At 64.3% G+C, this 3,887-nt stretch carries 6 protein-coding genes; 4 read left to right on the top strand and 2 right to left on the bottom strand.

What is annotated here, in order from left to right:
* A partial coding sequence (locus tag B4E30_RS08955) for an amidohydrolase family protein (protein WP_286794847.1) occupies positions 1–304 on the top strand: 304 nt, incomplete at its 5' end.
* 22 nt (positions 305–326) lie between these two features.
* Here the strand turns inward: B4E30_RS08955 and B4E30_RS08950 are convergent.
* On the bottom strand, positions 327–908 hold the full coding sequence (locus B4E30_RS08950; RefSeq protein WP_005052801.1) for an ABC transporter permease: 582 nt from the start codon (positions 906–908) through the stop codon (positions 327–329).
* 169 nt (positions 909–1,077) lie between these two features.
* Between B4E30_RS08950 and B4E30_RS08945 the strand changes: the two genes are divergently transcribed.
* Positions 1,078–1,921 (top strand): IS5 family transposase gene (locus B4E30_RS08945; RefSeq protein WP_241186004.1). Its coding sequence is split into 2 segments (ribosomal slippage): positions 1,078–1,383 and positions 1,385–1,921, totalling 843 coding nucleotides; the frame shifts between segments, so codons are not numbered across the junction.
* A 58-nt stretch (positions 1,922–1,979) separates the two neighbouring features.
* Positions 1,980–2,633, top strand: a complete 654-nt coding sequence (locus tag B4E30_RS08940) for a GNAT family N-acetyltransferase (protein ID WP_005055300.1) — start codon at positions 1,980–1,982, stop codon at positions 2,631–2,633.
* A gap of 271 nt (positions 2,634–2,904) precedes the next feature.
* On the opposite strand, the gene B4E30_RS08935 is transcribed toward B4E30_RS08940, so the two are convergent.
* On the bottom strand, positions 2,905–3,198 hold the full coding sequence (locus B4E30_RS08935; RefSeq protein WP_005055297.1) for a hypothetical protein: 294 nt from the start codon (positions 3,196–3,198) through the stop codon (positions 2,905–2,907).
* Between the two features lie 471 nt (positions 3,199–3,669).
* Between B4E30_RS08935 and B4E30_RS16595 the strand changes: the two genes are divergently transcribed.
* Entirely contained in the window at positions 3,670–3,885 is a 216-nt protein-coding gene (locus tag B4E30_RS16595; RefSeq protein WP_005055296.1) for a helix-turn-helix domain-containing protein, read from the top strand.
* Positions 3,886–3,887 lie beyond the last annotated feature (2 nt).

Here is a 3,887-nt window from a genome sequence, read left to right as displayed (position 1 = left end):
GCCGCCATACGGCGAGAGCATGCACGACGAAGACGCCTACATCGGGCTCCTCGAACGGGCAATGCCGCCATACGGCGAGAGCATGCACGACGAACTCGCTCTGCTCGTGGACGCCGGCCTGTCAACAGCCGAAGCGCTGCGCGCTGCCACCTCGACGGCCGCGCACGCGTTCTCACTCGACGATCGGGGGGCGATCACCCCCGGATTGCGAGCCGACCTCGTGCTGGTGGACGGCGATCCGCTCACCGACATCGCTGCCGCGCGTCGCGTTCTGCGTGTGTGGTGCGGCGGCATCGAGGTGTGAGGGCGTCCTCTCGACCGCGGTGTCACTCCACGGCGGTGTTCGCGCCGTGGTGCCACGCGAGCACCCGGTTCTCGACGACGATGAGCAGCAGGTTGAACACGTACCCGAAGATCCCGATGAGCACGATGCCCGACCACATGTCCGTGATCGCGAACGACCTCTGCGACTGAAGAACGAAGACGCCGATCCCGTTGCCTCCCGCCATCATCTCGCTCACGACGACCATGATGAGCGCGAGCGAAAGACTCGTGCGCATTCCGGCAAAGATCTGCGGAGCTGCCGCGGGAAGTGCGACCTGCAACTCGTAGCGGAACCAGTGGATGCCGTACACCCGGGCGGTCTCGCGCAGTCCGGGGTCCATTCCTCTGATTGCAGCTTCGGTATTGAGGAGCACGGGCCAGAGGCAGATGAAGGTGATCAGAATCACCTTCGCGGTGTCGTCGAGGCCCAGCACGATGATGACGAGGGGAATCAACGCGACCGCAGGGATCGCGCGCAGGAACTCGAGCACGGGTGCGAACATCGCCTGGAGGCGGTGCGCCTGACCGAGAACGAACCCCACGACCACGCCGATGACCACAGCGCCGATGAACCCGATCATCATCCTGGAAAGACTCGGCAAGACGTCGCTCGCCATCCGCGCGAAGAGCCAGTTCTCCTGGAAAGCGACTAGGGCGTGTCTCCCAAAGGTTTGGGCTGGTCGCTGGAACGCTCGGTGTGTGTCTCGAACGGAGTTGCTGACTGATGCGCAGTGGGAGCTGATTGCTCCGTTGATGCCGTCCTCGCAGGGGCGTCGTGGTCGGCCGTTCGCCGATCATCGCACCGTGGTGGAGGGCATCATCTATCGCTACCGGACCGGGATCGCGTGGCGGGACTTACCCGGGTGCTTCGGGCCGTGGCAGACGGTGTGGAAGCGGCACCGCCGCTTCAGCGGTGATGGGACGTGGGACAAGATCCACAGCGTCCTGCTGGCCCATGCCGACGCCGCCGGGCTGATCGACTGGGAAGTCTCGGTGGACTCCACGATCAACCGCGCCCATCAGCACGCCACCAACCTGCCCCGGGACACAGGGGGACCTGACGAATTACACGAATCTGCGCATCGAGCCGCCTGATCACGCCATCGGCCGCTCCCGCGGCGGCCTGTCGACGAAGATCCACCACCTGTGCGACGGGAACATGCGGCCGCTGGTGATGCTGCTCGGGCCCGGGCAGGGCGGGGACTCCCCGATGTTCGAGCACGTGATGAACGCCCTGCGGGTACCGCGCCTGGGTGGGGGCCGGCCACGCACCAGGCCCGACCGGGCGCTGGGTGACAAGGCTTACTCTTCCCGGGCCAACCGCAAGCTGTTGCGCCGGCGCGGCATCCAGGCCGTCATCCCCGAACGCGATGATCAGATCGCCAACCGCAAGCGCCGCGGCGCCAAGGGTGGTCGCCCGGTCACCTACGACACCGAGGCCTACAAGCGCCGCAACGTCGTCGAGCGCGGATTCAACATCTTCAAGCAATGGCGCGCCTTGGCCACCCGCTACGACAAACTCGCCCTGACCTATCGCGGCGGCGTCGTCCTACGCGCCATCACCATCTGGCTCAAGGCTTTAAGAGACACGCCCTAGCGCCCGGGTATTGTCGGCACGATGCCGTTGCCGCGTATCCGTTGTTGAAGGGGTGAGTATGTCTGCTGTTGTTGCGCGACTTGACGTGGACCTCACGGATATTGAGTGCATTGTGAAGGTCACGCGGCCACTGGTCGGAGTACCGGACTCCGTGAACTGGACGGAGTTGCCGTCGGGCGTCGCGAAGATCTCCGCTGACGCGACGTTGTACATCTTCGATGACGACGACGAGGGGGAGCCGGAGCGTCGTGTCATCGCGCGCGCTACTGCGTACACCGTCGACCTCGACCGGGTGGGTGACGTCGTTGACGTGTTCGATCAAGTAGGCGGCGAAGCATTCGAGATCACCGAGTCGATTCTCGGTGATGAGAACGTCTTCGAGTGGCTCGACTCCCGCGATCCGCTGGTTGGCGAGCAGGTGTCGCAGCTCGTGATCGTCGAGGGCGTCTTTGTGGAGCCACCGTACCGGGGTCAGCGCCTTGGTCCACGTCTGCTCACGACGCTGGTGGAGACGGTGACCGGCACGGGGAGGGAGACTCTCATCGTTCTCCGCGCGCAACCGGTGCCGTGGGAGCACCTGTCCGAGATCGAGTTTCGGCGCTCCCGAAAGAAGGTCGCTGCGTCGTACGAAAGCGTCGGGTTTGCGCACTTCCGGGACAACATCTATTGGCGTCACAACGCGTTCGTCGGGACCGAGAACCTCGAGGCGTGAGTCACGCCCCCGGGTATTTGGGAACCTTCAGGTCGACCTCCCCGGCCAGGTGGCGAGCGTCGTCGGGCGGGTCCAGTTGCGGCGGGCGGTGCGCTCCGTGGTGAGATCGTGCGGAGCGGCAACGATCCACACGGTCGCTTCCCGCGTCGATCAGATCCGACGAGCCCTCACTGACTATCACCACGATGGCTCACCAACGTCTACGACGAAGACAACCCGGCCGGATCCTCCACCACACCAGGGGACAGGACCATCAATCAAGAAGGGTTTCTCATGCAGTCAGCGCCTCGAGGATGAGACCGCGCACGTGATCAAAGTCGAGGTCGGCCGGAAGCTGGAGCCACGCGTTCTTCTGACCCTTGTAGTGTGTCCCGACGCCGGCGTCAACGAGAGCCGCCGTGCGCATTGGGTCAAGCTTCACCACCACCTGCCCGCCGCTGGTCATGGCGCGCACGGCGCCACTGCTGCTTCCCGAGACGATGAGACTGCCGCGGTGGTTCCGTGACACACCGTCAAGCGCAGTCATCTCGTGAGCGATCGTGTCGAACACTTCATCCCCAGTCATCACGGTTCTCCCTTCATGCGCGGTCGACGACCCCAAAGCGATCCCTACAGGTGGCCCTCAGAAGAAGTGTCCCACTCAGGCTCCTTCACGCGGAAGACCACGGCGCGCAACGCTTCGGGCGCAGAGCTGCGGATCAAGGCCGCCGGGTTACCGGCTCGCAAAACGTTGGAGGACTTCGATTGGGATGCGCAGCGGAGGGCGCTCGCAGACCAGTTCTGACGACCGACAGCAGTTCATCGTCAGCCGGTTCCTACAGATGTCACGCTCCGAGTTGTCCATTTCGCAGGGGAGATGTCTACGCGATGTCCATATGGACCTTTCGGGGCATTGGGGCGAGTCGCTTCGGTGGGATTCGCAAAAAACGTCGAGACGCCGACTGACCGGCGCTCGTAGATTCGAAGCGTGTCCTCAGTCGTCCTTCCACTCACCGCTCAGCGGCATGCGGAACGTGTGAGCCGGGCACTTCACTGGATGGAGGAGCGTCTCGAGGAGCCGGTGACCCTCGCCGAGATCGCGGCGGTCGCTGGTCTTTCGCCGCATCACTTTCACCGCGTCTTCCGTGCGGTCGTGGGTGAGAACCCGAAAGCGCACCTGCGCCGGTTGCGGCTTGAGCGAGCGGTCTACCGACTCAAAGTCAGTACGGACACGGTGCTGCACATCGCGTTGGAATCGGCCGCGTCCGTTTGAGT

The organism is Microbacterium sp. UBA3394, assembly GCF_002358725.1.
In the GTDB taxonomy this organism is placed as follows: domain Bacteria; phylum Actinomycetota; class Actinomycetes; order Actinomycetales; family Microbacteriaceae; genus Microbacterium; species Microbacterium luteum.
Note: the sequence above shows the minus strand (reverse complement) of the source record. Positions and strands in the feature narration are given on the sequence as shown.

Coding starts and splice junctions, on each gene's coding strand:
- B4E30_RS08950 (WP_005052801.1), bottom strand. CDS start 908: ATGATGATCGGGTTCATCGGCGCTGTGGTCATCGGCGTGGTCGTGGGG.
- B4E30_RS08940 (WP_005055300.1), top strand. CDS start 1,980: ATGTCTGCTGTTGTTGCGCGACTTGACGTGGACCTCACGGATATTGAG.
- B4E30_RS08935 (WP_005055297.1), bottom strand. CDS start 3,198: ATGACTGGGGATGAAGTGTTCGACACGATCGCTCACGAGATGACTGCG.
- B4E30_RS16595 (WP_005055296.1), top strand. CDS start 3,670: ATGGAGGAGCGTCTCGAGGAGCCGGTGACCCTCGCCGAGATCGCGGCG.